Raw genomic sequence first — 16923 nt, 5'->3', positions numbered from 1 at the left:
CGGCGGTCCCCGGCGCGCCCTGCGGTTCGGTGGGTGCCGGTGGTCCGGCGAAGGAACGGCTGCGGTCGTCCGCCCGTACCTGACAGGCTCCTGCACAGATCCCGACCGGGCCTAGGCCCCCGGTCGGTCGAGGCGTACGGTTCGTTTCACCGTGAAATCCGGCCATTTCTGCGAACCGCGTGCGCCCCGCACTGTCAGCGATTCGTAATCTGCGGCAACCGAAAGTGACGGTGGCCGCGAATAGTGTTGAACTAGAAAAGTCCGGCAAGTGTCGATTCGTGTAGCCCACGAGGAATGAGCCGCCCCCATGATCGAGTTCCGCAGCGTCACGAAACAGTTTCCCGATGGCACGGTCGCGGTCGAAGACTTCAGCCTGGTGTTGCCGTCGCGCAAGACGACGGTGTTCGTCGGTTCATCCGGATCGGGCAAGACCACTCTGCTGCGCATGATCAACCGCATGGTCGACCCGACGTCCGGCGTCATCGAAATCGATGGTGATGACACTTCGAAGCTGGAGCCGGTGGCACTGCGCCGCCGCATCGGCTACGTGATGCAGAACTCTGGCCTGCTTCCACATCTCAAGGTGATCGACAACGTCGCGACGGTCCCGGTGCTCAACCGGGTCCCCAAGAAACAGGCACGGGAGGATGCGCTGCGCCTGCTCGACACCGTCGGTCTCGACCGCGCCTTGGCCGACCGCTACCCGAGCCAGTTGTCCGGTGGCCAGCAGCAGCGCGTCGGGGTGGCCCGCGGGCTCGCGGCCGATCCCAACATCCTGCTGATGGATGAGCCCTTCGGTGCCGTGGACCCGATCGTGCGCGCCGAGCTGCAGACCGAGTTGCTTCGCCTCCAGCGCGAGCTCGACAAGACCGTGGTGTTCGTCACCCACGACATCGACGAGGCGTTCCTCCTCGGCGACCAGGTCGTGATCCTCGAGAAGGGTGGTCGCATTGCGCAGGTCGGCACACCGACCGAGATCCTCTCCGCGCCCGCCAACGAATTCGTCGCCTCCTTCATCGGTGGAGACAAGGGAAAGCGTGAGCTGAGCATCCGAAGCACGCCGAGCGGAGACATCCTGGTGGATGCCTCCGGACGTGCCGCCGGAGTACTCGTGCCCGATTCCGAAACCGTCAGCGAATCCGGCGGGGCAGCGCGGTGACCTGGCTGCTCAACAACGGCGAGCTGATCGGCCAGTTGGTGGTCGCGCATCTCCTCATCGCCATCCCGCCGATCATCCTGAGTTTCGTGATCTCGGTGCCCATCGGCTGGGTCGCGAATCGCTACCGCTGGAGTCGCGGAACACTGCTCACCGTTCTCGGCCTGCTCTACGCCATCCCGTCGCTCCCACTGTTCATCATCCTTCCGCTGATCATCGGCACCGGCCTGAGGGACCCGATCAACCTCGTCGTCGCACTCACCCTGTACGGCATCGCCCTCATGGTGCGCACCACGGCCGACGGCCTCGGCTCGGTGGATGCGGACATCCGGCAGTCGGCCACCGCTGTGGGTTTCTCGTCGAGGTCGCAATTCTTCAGGGTCGAGCTTCCTCTTGCTGGTCCCGTGCTGCTCGCCGGCATCCGCGTCGTCGCCGTGAGCACGATCAGCCTCACGACGGTGGGAGCCGTGATCGGCATCAGCAGCCTCGGGGCGCTCTTCACCGATGGAATCCAGCGTGGTATCGCCGTCGAGATCCTCACCGGGATCGTGCTCACCATCGTCATCGCGCTCGCGGTCGACGGGCTCCTCGTACTTCTCGGCCGGGCACTGATGCCCTGGGTCGCGGTCACGTCGGGGCGACTCGCCCGCCGGGACCGTCGTCGACCGAGAGAGGCGGTGACCGCATGAATCTCTTCGTGCAGGGCATCCTCTGGGTGTTCGATCCGGCGCACTATGTCGGGGTGAATGGAATCGGCACCCGGGTGGGTCAGCACCTGCTGATCAGCCTCGGAGTACTCGCCGTCGCGTCGGTGATCGCGATCCCGCTCGGGTACGTCATCGGTCACACCGGCCGAGGGCGCTCGCTGGCGATCGGGGTATCGGGCGCGACACGCGCCCTTCCCACCCTCGGGCTGCTGAGCCTCATCGCCCTGATCGTGAACGTGGGTCTGATCGGCCCATTCGTCGCTCTCGTAGTGCTCGCCATCCCCTCGATCCTCGCCGGTGCGTATTCCGGCTTCGAGGCCGTCGATCGGCGAGCCATCGACGCCGCACGGGCCGTCGGTATGACCGAGTTGCAGATCGTGGGGCGGGTGGAGATGCCGCTCGGGCTGCCGCTGTTGATCGGTGGGCTGCGCACCGCATCTCTCCAGGTGATCGCCACCGCAACGCTCGCGGATTACGTGGGCGGTGGAGGTCTCGGTCACTACATCTTCCTGGGGCTCAAGACGAACGACTATCCCCAGATGCTGGCGGGATCCATTCTCGTGATCCTGCTCGCCATCCTCTCCGAAGTGCTGTTCAGCATCGTCCAGAGGCTCGTCATCCCCGCGGGGGTCACGGCCGGACGACCTCAAGATGTCCGCGTGAAGTCGACCCGATCTCGCGCGGCCCTGGGTTAACCCCCCTCATATTAAGGAAGCAATCACATGTTCACAGCAAGAAAAGGCCGGCTCGTCGCACTTGGCGCAGTCGTGGTTGGGGCAGCAATAGCCCTTTCAGGGTGTGCGTCGAGTAACCCCATCTCCGGGGGCTCGAGTTCGGGATCGAAGACGACCCTTGTGGTCGGATCGCAGGACTACTACTCCAACGAGATCGTCGCCGAGATCTACGCCCAGGCGCTCGAAAACGGCGGATTCACGGTCGACCGCCAGTTCAAGATCGGCCAGCGTGAGGTCTACCTGCCCGAACTCGAATCCGGAAAGATCGATGTCTTCCCCGAATACATCGGCAGTCTCGACCAGGCGCTGAACAAGACCGCAGCCGGGGGCTCTGCGGATGACGTGGCGAAGGACCTCGCGTCGGTGTTGCCGACCGGGCTTCGCGTGCTCGACAAGGCTGAGGCGGCCGACCAGAACTCGTGGACAGTGACCTCGGAGTTCGCCAAGAAGTACAACCTCACCGACATCGCCTCGTTGAAGAACGTGACCGAGCCGATCCTGGTCGGAGGCAACTCCGAACTCGCGACCCGTCCCTACGGTCCCGAAGCGCTCAAGGCCAAGTACGGCGTCACAACCGCCGGACTGACCGCGATCGAAGACGGCGGCGGACCGCTCACGGTGAAGGCGCTTCTGGACAACAAGATCCAGCTCGCCAACATCTACACCGCCAGCCCCCTCATCAAGACCGACAACCTGGTCGTGCTCAAGGATCCTGACAACCTGTTCTTCCCGGACAACGTCGCCCCGATCGTGTCCAAGAAGGTCACCACGAAGGCGGCGGACATCCTGAACAAGGTGAGTGCCAAGCTCTCGCAGTCCGACCTCGTCAGCCTCAACTCCGAAAGCGTCACCGACCAGAAGTCTGCACCGGTCATCGCCAAGGCGTGGCTCACCGACGCCGGCCTGCTCAAGTAGCAGACGCCGCGTGATCTCTCGAAGTGCCCGGGCTACGGCTCGGGCACTTCGTCTGTCTGGGGCTCATCGCGCAGCATGTGCCGGGCCTCGACCCGGGTGACGGCCTTCTTCACGACCAACACGAGCACGAGGAACGCCGCGATGATTCCGGCGAAGAGGAAGCCCGCGAAGTGCAACTGGGTCGCGAGTTGTCGGTAGGACCCCGCGGCAAGCCACCCCACCGAGACATAGGCACCGGCCCAGAGGATGCAGGCCGGCGCCGTCCAGGCCAGGAACTTGCGGTAGCTCATGGTGCTCATCCCCACCGTGAGGGGGATGAGCGCGTGCAGTACCGGAAGAAATCGGGAGATGAACACCGCAGGCCCCCCACGCCGGTCGAGGTAGGTCTCCGCCCGGAGCCAATTGCGTTCACCCAGTCTCCGCCCGATCCGGGAGGCCTGGATGCGCGGCCCGAAGAAGCGACCGAGGGCGAAGCCGATGCTCTCCCCGGTGAGCGACCCCACGATCACGGCGGCGAGAAGCGCCGCGTACTGCGGCCAATCGGCGATTCCGGTGGCCGACACGAGCACTATCGTGTCCCCGGGCACGATCAACCCCACGAGGATCGACGTCTCCAGCAGCATGCCGACACCCGCGATCAGAATCCGAAGCACGGGATCGACGTTGCGAACCGTGTCGAGAATCCAGGTCAGGATGTCGTTCACGATCGAGAGCATAGCCAGCAGAAATGCGATTTCGTCCGGTGTGAGACTGTCAACGCCCTGTGGCGGCGTTCGGTGATCGCTGGCGTCGGTTTCGAGCGGGGCCGGCGTCCTGCATTCGATGGGTGGCGACAGAGATAGCAGGCTGGTGCAACACTTTGACTAGGTGTTACACTCGTCGTGTGCCAACTGTGAGAGCCCGTCATATGCTCACCGAAACGGACGACCTTGCTCGCGCGCTGGATGATGCGGCCTTGGCGTGGCCGGAGTTGCGCGGCGACCGTGGAGCGCTGCTTCGCAAGCTGGTCGAGGTCGGTCGCGCTTCCATACACGTAGACGGTGGCGTCCATGCACTGATTAGTGGCGCTGCTGGCGCGGCAACAGGTGCCTATCCACGAGACTCTAGGGCAACTCTTCTAGCCGAATGGCCAGAGTGATCGTTCTGGACGCAAACGTCCTGATCGCCTTTCTGGATTCCTCAGATCCGCACCATGCGGTGTCGACTGAACTTTTGGAGCGCCACTTCGTCGATGGCTTCGCCTCAAGCGTCCTGACTGTTGCGGAAGCTCTCGTGCACCCAACTCGGGTTGACCGCCAGGATGCCGCGATGACCGCGCTGCTGAGCATCGGTGTTCGGGTGATCCCCCTGGAGGCTACCGACGCCACCGAGCTTGCCCGCGTTCGAAACAGCTACCGACTTCGGATGCCCGATGCTGTCGCCCTCCACACTGCCATTCGCACGGGATCCGAGCTCGCAACTTTTGATGATGCGCTCGTCGCAGCTGCGAGACGAGCCGGAGTTTCACTAGCAAGCTAGCCGCTGATCGCGTGGCCTCGTCTGGTCACATTTTACGAAGAGCGGACTGACTCGTCCGAAGAGTCGACCCGCGAATGCCCTACGCGAGAAGCCCGGAACCGAGTGGACCTGCAGAATCCTCACCAAGTGCTGGTAACTGCCGGAGCAGCCAGCCTCACTTGACTGCTCATGTTCTGGAGTTGCCACGAGATCTCCTCGGAGACGGCTCCTGGCTGATCCGGAGCAGCCAGCGAGACGACGCCCCCATGGCCCCGCGCGGGGCTAGGGGAGGGGTCGTCTCAGGCGGTCGAGGCGGGCGCGCCAGGTCGCCAGGCGACCGGGCAGCTCGGCCGGCGCGGGTCCGTCGATCCAGGAGGTGACGATGCGAATGCCGTGCAGGGCGCTCACCGCCCAGATCTCGCACCCGTCGAGTTCGTCCGGCGTTATCGACTCGTAGTAGACCTCGACGCCCAGTGCGGTGGCGAGAGTGATGACCGACCGGGCCGTGACGCTGTCAACGCGGTCGAGCTCCGGCGAGGGGGCGCAGAGCACGTCCCCACGCCACCAAAGAATCGCGCTGTATGCGCCCTCGACCACGAATCCATCGGCGGACAGGATCACGGCTTCGTCCGCACCGATCGCCTGAGCTTCCGTGCGGATGCGCAGCAACACAGCGGTGTCGGGACCCTTCGTGCCCGGCTCGGTTCTCGGATCAGCGCCCCGGTGACTCGCGAGCCTCACCGACCGCAAGAGCTCGGGGGCGCTGCGCAGCCGGAACACCGCGAGGGCAGCGCCACTGCGTACCTGCACCTCGACCCGGGGGAACCAGTCACCGGATCGCGGAATCGCCGTGATGGAGGCGTTCCAGAACGCGTCCAGATCGTCGATGAGTGCCGCTGCCGCCTCGAAGAAGCGGTGACGATGAAGTTCGAGAGCGAGCACTGAGCCGCCGGTGACCAGCCAGGAATCCGCGGCGGCGATACTCGTGTCGGTCATGTCGCAGTAATCGAGGAGGTGCAGCGCGCCCTCGTGCCAGCGGTAGACGGTCGACTCGCTCATAGAGTTAGGTTATGCGCCACCGGGTCTACGAATCACCCCTGCCCGGCTGGAGCGACCCTGCCGAACTCGCCCGCGCACTTTTCGCGGACCGTGCGTCGGCGGTGTGGCTGGACTCCGGGATACATGCCACGGAGGGCATGAGTTACCTCGGATTCGGATCGCGCTCGCTCACGGCATCCGTCGCCCGGGGCACGGTGACGATCGCGGGCCAGACGATCGCGGGCGAGGTCTTCGATCTGCTGCGGGAGGACCTCGCTCTGCATGAACTGCCTCCCTCGACCGGATTCCGGCTCGGGTGGGTGGGATGGCTGGGCTACGGCCTGGCCGCGCAGACGATGGGCGCGGCATCCGCTCACCAGTCGCGATACGCGGACGCCTCGCTGGTCTTCGTGGACTCCGCGATCGCCTTCGACCATTCGTCGGGATCGGTGACCGTGCTGGGGCTCGATCGCGCGGCCGTCGAGGAGTTGCTCGCAACCGTGCAGGGGTTGAGCACGCCTCCTCTCGTCGCCACAGGCACCGCTCCGCCGCCAGAGGCAGAGGTCGCGTGGGCGGACACCGACGAGGAGTACCTGCGGAAGATCGAGGCCTGCCAGGCCGCCATCGACGTCGGCGATGCCTACCAGTTGTGCCTCACGACCGAGGCGAGGGTGGCGGTCACGCCCGATCCGTTCGAGACCTACCTCGCCCTGAGAGCGGCAAATCCGAGCCATCACGGCGCCTTCTTCCGAGCGGGGGATGTCTCGCTGCTGAGTTCCTCGCCAGAGCTGTTCCTCTCCGTGGCTCCGGACGGCACCATCGAGTCCCACCCGATCAAGGGCACCCGTCGTCGGGGCGAGACCGGGGCATCCGACGCCGCACTCGTGGCAGAACTGCTGGCGAGCGACAAGGAACGCGCCGAGAACCTGATGATCGTCGACCTGATGCGCAACGACATCGCCCGGGTGAGCGAGGTGGGCTCGGTGAGCGTTCCGCGGCTTCTCGCGGTGGAGACCTATGCTCACGTCCACCAGCTGGTGAGCACGGTGCGCGGCCGTCTCGCGCCGGGGCTGAGTGCGGTCGACGCCGTGGTGGCGTGCTTTCCCGCCGGGTCGATGACCGGCGCTCCGAAACACAGTGCGGTCACCATCCTCGACGGCCTCGAGCGCCGTGCCCGCGGCGTCTACGCCGGCGCCTTCGGTTACTTCGGACTCGACGGCCGGGTCGAACTGTCGATGGTGATCCGCAGCATCCTGCTGGATGCGGAGGGAGCAACCATCGGATCCGGCGGCGGTATCACCGCGCTCTCGGTGCCCGCGGAGGAACTCGCCGAGGTCAAGCTCAAAGCGGCCGCTCTGCTCGCGGTGCTGGGCGTCCCTCCGGCTTGAGGTGAACCGCGTGATCGGACGGCGCCGAGACCGGCACGGCTTGCTTATCCACCGCGCCCGGATGGCCACGGTTATGCAGGCGCGGACGGCCTCCATCGGGGGGATGCGGTCGCGCACGGCTGGGTTCGGTACCCTTGGACACGGCCGTGGCTAAATCCGGCCGCCTCTGGTGAATTCAATGAATTGAGACTTTCGTGGCAGAAGACCGCACTGCAGCAGACCCGACTGCAGAGGACCGCACCGCAGATCACGGCCCCCGTTACGACGCCGCTGCGCTCCAGGCCAAGTGGATGCCGCGCTGGGACGAGCTGAAGTCGTTCCGCACCGACGATCCCGACGACAAGCGTCCGCGCAAGTACATCCTCGACATGTTCTCGTACCCGTCCGGGGATCTGCACATGGGACACGCCGAGGCCTTCGCGCTTGCGGACGTGCTCGCGCGCTACTGGCGCCAGCAGGGCTTCAATGTGCTTCACCCCATCGGCTGGGACTCTTTCGGCCTGCCCGCGGAGAACGCGGCGATCAAGCGGGGGGTCGACCCGCGCGAGTGGACCTACGCCAACATCGCCCAGCAGTCGGAGTCGATGAAGCAGTACGCCACCTCGGTGGACTGGGACCGTGAGATCGCCACCAGCGACCCCGAGTACTACAAGTGGAACCAGTGGCTGTTCCTCAAGATGTACGAGAAGGGCCTCGCCTACCGCAAGGATTCCTGGGTCAACTGGGACCCGGTGGATCAGACCGTGCTCGCCAACGAGCAGGTGCTGCCCGATGGCACCTCCGACCGCTCCGGCGCCGTCGTCGTGAAGAAGAAGCTCACACAGTGGTACTTCAAGATCACCGACTACGCCGACCGGCTTCTCGACGACCTCAACCAGCTCGAGGGATCGTGGCCGCCCAAGGTGCTCGCGATGCAACGCAACTGGATCGGCCGCTCCAAGGGCGCGGACGTCGACTTTGTGATCGAGGGCCGCGAGGAGAAGATCACCGTCTTCACCACCCGCCCCGACACTCTCTACGGCGTCACCTTCATGGTCGTCGCGCCCGACTCCGACCTGGCGGCGGAGCTCGTGGCCGGGTCGACGGATGCCGTGCGCGCCAGCTTCACGGACTACCTCGTGCAGGTGCAGAAGACCACCGAGATCGAGCGCCAGGACGCGAGCCGGGAGAAGACCGGCGTCTTCCTCGACCGCTTCGCGGTGAATCCGATCAACGGTGAACGCATCCCGATCTGGGCCGCCGACTACGTGCTCGCCGACTACGGCCACGGAGCGGTCATGGCCGTTCCCGCGCACGACCAGCGCGACCTCGACTTCGCCCGCAAGTTCGACCTCCCCGTGCGGGTGGTGGTCGACACCAACCAGCCCGTCACCGGCGCGATCCCGGTGCTGCCGATCAACCCCGAGACCGGAGAGGCCGAGCTGCCCGACGACCTGCCGCCGCTCGATCCCGCTCACACCGGCGTCGCCCTCACCGGCGAGGGGCGAATGCTGAACTCCGGGTCCCTCAACGGGTTGAGCAAGTCCAACGCGATCAAGCGCATCACCGAGCAGCTGGATGCCGCGGGCAACGGCCGCGCGTCGAAGAACTATCGACTGCGCGACTGGCTCATCTCACGCCAGCGGTTCTGGGGCACGCCCATCCCGATCTTCCACACGGAGGACGGCGAGCTCGTGCCGGTGCCGGAGGACCAGCTTCCCGTACGCCTGCCGTCGACCGAGGGACTCGACCTGCAGCCCAAGGGAGTCTCGCCGCTCGGTGCCGCCGAGGACTGGGTGAACGCCACCCTGCCGGACGGCCGTGCCGTGCGTCGCGATCCCGACACGATGGACACCTTCGTCGACAGCTCGTGGTACTTTCTGCGCTTCCTCAGCCCGCAGGACGACACCCGTGCCTTCGACCCGAGGGAGGCCGATAAGTGGGCTCCGGTGGACCAGTACATCGGGGGTGTCGAGCACGCCATCCTGCACCTGCTCTATGCACGCTTCATCACCAAGGTGCTGTTCGATCTCGGTTACGTGAGCTTCACCGAGCCGTTCAGCGCCCTCCTCAACCAGGGGATGGTGCTCTCCGGAGGCTCGAAGATGTCGAAGAGCCGCGGGGGAGTGAACCTCGGCGACGAGATCTCGGCCCACGGTGTTGACGCGATCCGGTTGACCATGGTGTTCGCCGGTCCTCCGGAAGACGACATCAACTGGGAAGACGTCTCTCCCGCCGGTTCGGCCAAGTTCCTCGCCCGCGCCTGGCGCCTCGCGCAGGATGTCACGAGCGCTCCGGAGATCGAGTGGCGCACGGGCGACCAGGCCCTGCGCCGTGTCACCCACCACTTCCTCGCCGAAGCGCCGGGCCTCATCGAGTCCTTCAAGTTCAATGTCGTGGTCGCCCGTCTCATGGAGCTCGTCAATGCGACCCGCAAGGTCATCGACAGTGGAGCGGGGGGAGCTGATGCCGCGGTGCGCGAAGCCACCGAGACCGTTGCCCTCGGGCTCTCCCTCTTCGCGCCGTACACCGCGGAGGAGATGTGGGAGCAGCTCGGTTACCCGCCGCCCGTCGCGCTCTACGGTTGGCGCAAGGCAGACAAGACACTGCTCGTTGAGACCTCCGTCACCGCGGTGTTCCAGGTCGACGGCAAGGTGCGTGACAAGGCGGACGTCAGCCCCAAGATCGATCCTGCCGAGCTCGAGAAGCTCGCACTCGCATCCGCCGGAGTCGTCCGCGCCGTCGGTGATCGCACGGTGGTCAATGTGATCGTGCGGGCTCCGCGCATCGTGAACATCGCCACCAAGCCCTGACGCGACGGCTCCAGTCCTCTGCCGGGGGAGCGGGGGCCGGATTGTCCCCATCCCCGGCCCCGACGATGAGGTCACGGGCGGATACTTCCTAGCCTTCGGGAATGGATCCGCCCGCCGCCCTCGTCGCGCGCCGACCCGTCCGCGCGCGCGTGGGTGTGGGTGCGGCCATCGTGCTGGTGCTCGTCGGCCTTGGCATCGCGGTGCTCGTGAGCGCGGTGGGCCCCGACGGGGCGACCCAGACCGTCGCGCCCCTCGCGCCTTCGACGCCCGGCGTCAGCGGCGCACCACGGTCCGCCTCGGCAGGCGTGACCATCTACGTGCACATCCTCGGCGCTGTCGCGAAGCCGGGGCTCTACCTTCTCCGCGAGGGGGACCGGGCGGTCGATGCGATCGCAGCCGCCGGCGGCTTCACCCCGAGCGCCGAACAGGCGGGGCTCAATCTGGCGCGGCCGCTCGTCGATGGCGAGCAGATCCTCGTGCCCGCTGTCGGCGAGGCCCCCGTCATCGCGCCGGGGGCGACATCCCCTGGCGGCAAGATCAACATCAACACCGCGGATGAGACGGCGCTCGAGACCCTTCCGCGGGTGGGTCCAGCCATGGCGAAACGCATCCTGGACTGGCGCGCGAAGAACGGGAGGTTCACCGCCCTCGAAGACCTGATGAGCGTCACCGGTGTCGGCCAGAAGACCTTCGACTCGCTGAAGGACCTCGTGACGCTGTGACTGCCGTGACGCTGCGTTTGATGTGACGCTGTGACTGCTGTGACGCTGTGTTTGAAGTGACGCTGTGAACGTCGATCTTCGACTCGCGGTGCCGACCGTTGTCGCCTGGGTGGCCGTCGGGGTGCTGGTGGAAACTCCGCAGCTGCTCCCGGGCGCGGCAATCCTCTTCTGGGTGGCGACCGCCCTGGCCCTGCTGGCATCTCTTGCCACGCGCGGGCGCCGCCCCGCCCTGCTCATCGGCGTTGCCCTCGCCCTTGCCGCCAGCGCGATGCTCACCAGCGTCGCGGCGACCAGAGCCCCGAGTCGTTCGCCGGAGGTGCTGCTCGAGGCGGCAAACGCTGGTCGCTTTGTCACCGCCACGGCGGTGGTCACCGAAACGGTACCGGCACAAGGCCAGGGTGTCGCGGGTAAGGCGATGTTCTCCGCCACGCTGAATTCGGTGACCATCGGAGGTGACACGCTGTCTCTCGATAGCCCGGTCACGGTCTTCGCGGTTCCCTCGCCCACCATGATCGGCATCGGAGCCACCGTGACGCTCGCGGGTACCCTCTCGGCGACGGAGTCGACAGACCAGGTCGCGTTCCGCCTGTTCGCCGATCGCGGAGTGCGCCTCGAGTCCGCCTCGCCCTGGTACCTCGACTGGGCGAATGGTCTTCGCGCCCGGTTCCGGGATGCCGCGGCAACACTCCCGGGCGACGGTGGAGACCTGCTCCCTGGCCTCGCCATCGGGGACACCAGCGCCGTCGGCACCGCACTCGACGGCGCGATGAAGGTGACCTCACTCAGTCACCTGACGGCCGTCTCCGGCGCCAATTGTGCCGTCGTGATCGCTCTGGTCATGCTCGGTGGTGCGTCGATCGGTCTACCGCGGGCCTGGCGGATCGGCCTATCGGTGGTGATCCTCGTGGGCTTCGTGGTGCTGGTCACCCCCGAGCCGAGCGTGCTGCGGGCCGCGGTGATGGCGGCTCTGGTGCTCGCGGCACTCGCCCGGGGTCGTCCGGTTCGCGGCATCCCGATCCTGGCGCTGGCGAGTCTGATCCTGCTGGCGACCGATCCGTGGCTCTCGCACAGCTATGGCTTCATCCTCTCCGTGCTCGCCACCGGTGGACTGCTGACCCTGTCCGCACCGCTCACGCGACTGATGTCGCGTCGGATGCCGCTCTGGCTCGCGGCGGTGCTCGCCATCCCGCTCGCCGCACAGCTGGCGTGCCAACCGGTGCTCATCCTGCTCAACCCGAGCATTCCCACCTACGGCGTGTTCGCCAATGTGCTCGCCGAGCCAGCCGCTCCGGTCGCCACCGTGCTCGGATTGATCGCCTGTGTCCTGCTTCCGGTGCTGCCCGCTGTCGGGAACCTCGTCGCGGCGATCGCGTGGCTGCCGGCGGCCTGGATCGCCTCCGTCGCAACCTTCTTCAGCGGCCTGCCGGGCGGGTCGCTTCCCTGGGTGCCGGGCCCTCCCGGTGTCGCCTCCATCGCGGTCATCACCGCATTACTCCTCGGGGTCGTGCTTGCGCCGCCCGGTCGTCTGTGGCGCAGGTTCGCGTCGCTCGCGCTCGCCCTGGTATTGGTTGGGGTTGGAGGCATCGCGGCGGGTGATTCGCTGCGACAGCGTCTCTCGAGACCCGAGAACTGGCAGATCGCGGCCTGCGACGTCGGCCAGGGCGATGCGGTGCTCGTTCGCAGCCAAGGACAGATCGCTCTCATCGACACGGGTCGCGATCCGAAGCTGTTGCGGCGTTGCCTCGACGAACTCGGCATCTCTCGCATCGACCTTCTGCTGCTCACCCATTGGGACTTCGATCATGTGGGCGGCACCGTTGCCGTGTTCGGGCGCGTCACCCGGGCGATGATCGGCCCGACCGACGGATCTCCGGCGTCGGGCATCGGCGCGCAGCTCGCCCAGCACGGGGCCGTCGTCAGCCAGGTGAGCCAGGGGCTCACGGGCCAGTTGGGCGAGCTCGGGTGGGAGGTGTTATGGCCACGGGCCCGGCTCGGTTCGGTCGAACCCGGAAACGACGCCAGTGTGACGCTGCGGTTCACCGGGATCGGGGAGTGCGCGTCGGGATGCCTCTCGTCTCTCTTTCTCGGCGACCTCGGCGATCGACCGCAGGCTCTGATGATGGCGGCCAATCGCATCGGTCCGGTGGATGTCGTGAAGGTGGCGCACCACGGTTCGGGCGACCAGAACCCGAAGCTCTACGCGGCACTTCACGCGACTGTGGGAGTGATCGGCGTGGGCCTCGACAACGGCTACGGGCATCCGACCGACAGAGTGCTCGGCATCCTCGCCGACAGCCACACTCTTGCGACCCGCACGGACCTCGAGGGGATGGCACTGTTGGCGCCTGCCCCGGGAGGGGGCGTGACAGTCTGGACCGAGCATCCGCTGCCGGAGGGGAAGGGGAGCTCTCACTAGACGGCCCCACAGGCGTGGGCCTGGCGGGGGTCGGCCTGTCGCCCGTCGGTCCGAGCGTCGGTGGGGTCGCAATAAACTGGGGCCGACAGCCCGTCAGGGCGAAGAAGTTCGGGGAGCGCAGTGGCAGGCAGGGCAGCATCGAAATCCGCATCCCCGGCAGGGAAGGCGGTGGTGTCGATCCCGCAGCTGGGCTGGGACCGTGTGCGACCGGCGAACGTCGTGCTCGTCTCCGGCACGGAGGATTTTCTCGCCGAACGCGCCATCCGCCTGCTGCGCGAGATCCTCAAGGCGGAAGATCCGAGCCTCGAGATCAGCGACCTCGAAGCGGATGCCTACGGGCCGGGTGAGCTCATCACCATGGCCAGTCCTTCGCTGTTCGGCGAGCCGCGCCTGATCCGGGTCACCGGCGTTGAGAAGTGCACGGATGCCTTCATCGCCGAGACGCTCCAGTACCTGGAGTCTCCGGCCGACGACACCTATGTCGTGCTGCGGCACGCCGGCGGAGTTCGGGGCAAGAAGCTGCTCGATGCCATCCGCGGCGGGCTCGGCAACGGTATCGAGATCGTCTGCACCGAACTCAAGAAAGACTCCGAGAAGCTCGACTTCGCTGCGGCGGAGTTCGCGATCGAGAACCGCCGCATCACGAGCGGTGCCCTGCGCGCGCTCACCGGGGCCTTCTCCGACGATCTCGCCGAGCTCGCGGCCGCCTGCCAGCAACTGATGGCCGACGCGAGCGAGGAGATCACCGAGGTGACCGTCGAGAAGTACTACTCGGGCAGGGTCGAGACCAACGCTTTCCGGGTCGCGGATGTCGCCATCGCTGGCCGCCGCGGTGACGCGCTCATCCTGCTTCGCCACGCCCTCGCCTCCGGGGCCGACCCGGTGCCGATCCTCGCCGCCTTCGCCAGCAAGTTGCGCACCATGGCGAAGATCTCCGGCGCACGCGGAGGATCCGGCCAGCTCGCCCAGCAGTTCGGACTCGCGCCCTGGCAGGTGGATCGCGCCCGTCGGGACCTGCAGGGGTGGGACGATCGCGGCCTCGGTCGGTGCATCGAACTGCTCGCCGAGACGGATGCCGCGATCAAGGGTGCCGGTCGCGATCCGGTCTTCGTGCTCGAACGTCTCGTCGGCGTCATCAGCACCCGCGGCACCTCCTAGCAGGCACGCAAAAAGCCCGCCACCGCGAACGGTGACGGGCTTCTGACGAAAACGCTTAGAGCGCAGCGACCTGCTTGGCGATGGCCGACTTGCGGTTCGCGGCCTGGTTCTTGTGGATGACGCCCTTGCTTGCGGCCTTGTCGAGCTTCTTCGACGCGAGCGCGAGCGCGGTGGCGGCCTTGGCCGCGTCGCCGGCGACGATGGCCTCACGCGCGGTACGCACGGCGGTCTTGACCTCGCTCTTCACGGCCTTGTTGCGGTCCTGGGACTTCTTGTTGGTTCCGATGCGCTTGATCTGCGACTTGATGTTTGCCAATGTCTAACTTTCTCTGTGGTTCGAACGGTTGAGGGCAGCCGCGAACCGGTTCCAGTGCTGGGGGATCCGGGCTGCGATTCGCGAGACCATTCGGGTACCAAATGTCTCGCGCAAGCCAACCATCAACGATACCAGTGCGTCAGCGATCCGGCAACGCGGAGAGGGAGCGTGTCGGGTGGCGCCCATCGAGGATGCCCAGCAGCAGGCGAGCAGTCTCCATCGGGCGGCGGAAACGGGCGGCAAGGCGCACCCCGCGCTGTCGCACGAGCCGGTGATCGGCCGCGGCGGACAGGAAGGCGCGCTCCTGCATCCGGAACCGGTCGAACTGTCCGTTGAGCAGCCACACCGGCACCTGAAGTCGCGCGAGCGCGGCACCGGTCTCGAGAGCGTCCAGCTGGCGGAGAGTGTCGGCGAAGTGCTCTGAGGGGGCGACGCCGCCGGAGGATCCGGCCCGCACGAAGGTGGAGGATGCCGCACTGCTCACGGCCGCACCGCTGTCGGGAAGCATGTGGTGGGTCGTCGTCGAGGCGATGCGGTAGCTGTCGAGAACCCAGCTGAGCGCCTGGGTGCCACAGCCGATCGCGACGACACCGCCGACAGTGTCGATGAGGGAGCCGCACTCCACGGCGAGATGACCGCCGAGCCCCCGGCCGACGACGAACACCGGCGCGGTCCCGAGGGAGCGCGCCGCGTCCGCAACGGTCACCAGGGACTCGCCGATGGAGAAGGGTTCGCCGATGCGAGTCCCGTGGCCGGGAAGATCGACCGCCACAACGTCATGCCCGTGAGCCTCGAGGATGTCGCGCAGCACCGACCACTCGGCGCTCGAGCCGCGGAGGCCGTGGACGAGCACGACGGGGGTGGGCATTTCACGATGCTAACGGCTCCGGCTGGGGTAATAGCCTGACAGTATGCCGTCACTCTCCCCGCACATCGCCGCCGTTCCCCCGTCCGGCATCCGGCGCATCTTCGAGATCGCCCTCGAGCTCGACGATGTGATCTCCCTCGCGGTGGGGGAGCCGGACCGCGCGGTTGCCGCGCACATCCTCGCGGCGGGCGCGCAGGCGTGGCGCGACGACCTCACGAGCTACTCCGCAAACGGCGGCATCCCGCCGCTGAGAGCCGCCATCGTGCAGAAGCTGGCCCGGGAGAACGGCATCGAGGTAGATGTCGAGCGCGTCTGGGTGACGCTCGGCGCCACGCAGGGCCTGTTCCAGGCCATGCGCCTCCTGCTCTCCACCGGCGACGAGGTGCTCGTGCCCGATCCGGGCTACACCACCTTCACCATGAACGCCCGGCTGCTCGAGGCCGTACCGGTGTCATACTCCCTGCGCCCGGAGCACGGGTTCGCTCCCGATCTCGACGAACTCGAGCGACTCGTGACGGACCGCACCCGTGTCATCATCATCAACTCCCCGTCGAACCCGCTCGGTGTGGTGTTCGACGAGAGTCAGTTGCGCACGCTCCTCGAATTCGCGCGCCGCCATGACCTCTGGGTACTCAGCGACGAGGTCTACGAATATTTCACCTACAGCGCCCCGCATGTCAGCATCGCCAGCCTCGACACCGATGACCGGGTGTTCAGCGTCTTCTCCCTCTCCAAGACCTACGCGATGACGGGGGCTCGTATCGGCTATCTCGTCACCCCGCCCGGACTCGCCGCGGTCATGCGAACGGTTCAGGAGGCATCGATCAGTTGCGTCGGGATGCCCGACCAGTACGCGGCGGTCGCCGCGATCACCGGCGATCACCAGCACGTGGCCGACTCTCGCGAGCACTATCGCGCCAACCTCGAGGCGGCGTGTGCGCTGCTCGACTCCCGTGGCATCCGGTACCAGCGGCCGGGCGGCGCCTTCTACCTGTGGGTGGATGTCTCCCACTCGAGCGGCGGTGACGTCGCGGCCTGGGCCGAACACTTTCTGCTTCACGACCGCGTCGCGGTCGCGCCGGGCAGTGCTTTCGGGCGGTCCGGAGAGGGCTGGATCCGGGTGTCGCTCGCTGCCGACCAGGCCGTGCTGCTCGAGGGTCTCGGGCGACTGCCTGCACCGTAGGGATTGGCCGCGAGCAACCCGGGGGTTAGCCCC

Annotated in this window: 15 protein-coding genes; 11 read left to right on the top strand and 4 right to left on the bottom strand. The window is 66.8% G+C overall.

Annotation, left to right across the window (positions count from 1 at the left end; genetic code table 11):
* The first annotated feature begins 307 nt into the window (after positions 1-307).
* The 4 genes from ABIB54_RS12810 to ABIB54_RS12795 are packed head-to-tail and all read left to right on the top strand — an operon-like array spanning position 308 to position 3512.
* Entirely contained in the window at positions 308-1159 is an 852-nt protein-coding gene (locus ABIB54_RS12810) for an ABC transporter ATP-binding protein (RefSeq protein WP_354575903.1), read from the top strand.
* The gene (locus ABIB54_RS12805; RefSeq protein WP_354575902.1) at positions 1156-1845 is read left to right on the top strand and encodes an ABC transporter permease; all 690 of its coding nucleotides are present in this window, start codon (positions 1156-1158) and stop codon (positions 1843-1845) included. Before ABIB54_RS12810 ends, ABIB54_RS12805 begins: the two co-directional genes overlap by 4 nt.
* The gene (locus ABIB54_RS12800; RefSeq protein ID WP_354575901.1) at positions 1842-2558 is read left to right on the top strand and encodes an ABC transporter permease; all 717 of its coding nucleotides are present in this window, start codon (positions 1842-1844) and stop codon (positions 2556-2558) included. Before ABIB54_RS12805 ends, ABIB54_RS12800 begins: the two co-directional genes overlap by 4 nt.
* A 27-nt stretch (positions 2559-2585) precedes the next feature.
* Positions 2586-3512: an ABC transporter substrate-binding protein gene (locus ABIB54_RS12795; RefSeq protein ID WP_354575900.1), complete on the top strand. Its 927-nt coding sequence runs from the start codon at positions 2586-2588 to the stop codon at positions 3510-3512.
* Positions 3513-3544: 32 nt separating this feature from the next.
* Here ABIB54_RS12795 and ABIB54_RS12790 read toward each other — a convergent pair whose 3' ends face one another.
* Positions 3545-4216: a DedA family protein gene (locus ABIB54_RS12790; protein ID WP_354575899.1), complete on the bottom strand. Its 672-nt coding sequence runs from the start codon at positions 4214-4216 to the stop codon at positions 3545-3547.
* A 421-nt stretch (positions 4217-4637) separates the two neighbouring features.
* Here ABIB54_RS12790 and ABIB54_RS12785 point away from each other — a divergent pair, with 421 nt between their 5' ends.
* A complete protein-coding gene (locus tag ABIB54_RS12785; protein ID WP_354575898.1) occupies positions 4638-5030 on the top strand; it encodes a type II toxin-antitoxin system VapC family toxin in 393 nt (130 codons plus the stop codon).
* Positions 5031-5291: 261 nt separating this feature from the next.
* Here the strand turns inward: ABIB54_RS12785 and ABIB54_RS12780 are convergent, their stop codons facing one another.
* Positions 5292-6068, bottom strand: a complete 777-nt coding sequence (locus ABIB54_RS12780) for an aminotransferase class IV (protein ID WP_354575897.1) — start codon at positions 6066-6068, stop codon at positions 5292-5294.
* An 11-nt stretch (positions 6069-6079) separates the two neighbouring features.
* On the opposite strand from ABIB54_RS12780, the gene ABIB54_RS12775 reads away from it, so the two are divergent.
* The 5 genes from ABIB54_RS12775 to holA all read left to right on the top strand — a co-directional run bounded on the left by ABIB54_RS12775 (position 6080) and on the right by holA (position 14523).
* Positions 6080-7435, top strand: a complete 1356-nt coding sequence (locus ABIB54_RS12775; protein ID WP_354575896.1) for an anthranilate synthase component I family protein — start codon at positions 6080-6082, stop codon at positions 7433-7435.
* A 194-nt stretch (positions 7436-7629) separates the two neighbouring features.
* A complete protein-coding gene (gene leuS, locus ABIB54_RS12770; RefSeq protein WP_354575895.1) occupies positions 7630-10227 on the top strand; it encodes a leucine--tRNA ligase in 2598 nt (865 codons plus the stop codon).
* 101 nt (positions 10228-10328) lie between these two features.
* Complete coding sequence (locus ABIB54_RS12765) at positions 10329-10949, top strand: helix-hairpin-helix domain-containing protein (RefSeq protein WP_354575894.1); 621 nt, start codon at positions 10329-10331, stop codon at positions 10947-10949.
* A gap of 64 nt (positions 10950-11013) precedes the next feature.
* Positions 11014-13365 (top strand): ComEC/Rec2 family competence protein, encoded by a 2352-nt coding sequence (locus tag ABIB54_RS12760; protein ID WP_354575893.1) that lies wholly within the window; start codon positions 11014-11016, stop codon positions 13363-13365.
* Between the two features lie 168 nt (positions 13366-13533).
* Entirely contained in the window at positions 13534-14523 is a 990-nt protein-coding gene (gene holA, locus ABIB54_RS12755) for a DNA polymerase III subunit delta (RefSeq protein WP_502917129.1), read from the top strand.
* Between the two features lie 55 nt (positions 14524-14578).
* On the opposite strand, the gene rpsT is transcribed toward holA, so the two are convergent.
* Entirely contained in the window at positions 14579-14839 is a 261-nt protein-coding gene (gene rpsT, locus ABIB54_RS12750; RefSeq protein WP_185200841.1) for a 30S ribosomal protein S20, read from the bottom strand.
* A 139-nt stretch (positions 14840-14978) separates the two neighbouring features.
* Entirely contained in the window at positions 14979-15707 is a 729-nt protein-coding gene (locus ABIB54_RS12745; protein WP_354575891.1) for an alpha/beta fold hydrolase, read from the bottom strand.
* A gap of 43 nt (positions 15708-15750) precedes the next feature.
* On the opposite strand from ABIB54_RS12745, the gene ABIB54_RS12740 reads away from it, so the two are divergent.
* The gene (locus ABIB54_RS12740; RefSeq protein ID WP_354575890.1) at positions 15751-16890 is read left to right on the top strand and encodes a pyridoxal phosphate-dependent aminotransferase; all 1140 of its coding nucleotides are present in this window, start codon (positions 15751-15753) and stop codon (positions 16888-16890) included.
* Positions 16891-16923 lie beyond the last annotated feature (33 nt).

Origin of the sequence: Frigoribacterium sp. UYMn621 (assembly GCF_040549525.1) — a bacterium.
Taxonomy (GTDB): domain Bacteria; phylum Actinomycetota; class Actinomycetes; order Actinomycetales; family Microbacteriaceae; genus Lacisediminihabitans.
The sequence above is the reverse complement of the archived record's forward strand: the minus strand, read 5'-3'. Positions and strand labels throughout refer to the sequence as shown.